Origin of the sequence: Citrobacter sp. CK185 (genome assembly GCF_030333565.1) — a bacterium.
GTDB classification, from domain to species: domain Bacteria; phylum Pseudomonadota; class Gammaproteobacteria; order Enterobacterales; family Enterobacteriaceae; genus Citrobacter_B; species Citrobacter_B koseri.
Window position 1 is genome coordinate 1 of sequence record NZ_JAOWFR010000006.1, and the last position, 223, is coordinate 223.

Consider the following 223-nt stretch of genomic DNA (forward strand, 5'->3'; position numbering starts at 1 on the left):
AATCCTCTATCACCGACCAATTCAGAAAAGCCAGCCTACGGGCTGGCTTTTTGCTGCCCGGAATTTAACGAGGATGAGAACCTCCGGGGGCAAGAGGTTCGACTCGAGCGTAGCGAGAGAACGTTGCGCGAGCAACGGCCCGAAGGGCGAGCCACGCAGTGGCGAGTAATCCTCTATCACCGACCAATTCAGAAAAGCCAGCCTACGGGCTGGCTTTTTGCTG

General features: G+C 56.5%; 1 other RNA gene. It reads left to right on the forward strand.

Annotated features, from left to right (window positions below):
* The first annotated feature begins 52 nt into the window (after window positions 1-52).
* Window positions 53-186: non-coding RNA, RtT sRNA (locus tag OGV79_RS01210), on the forward strand.
* The last annotated feature ends 37 nt before the right edge of the window (window positions 187-223 follow it).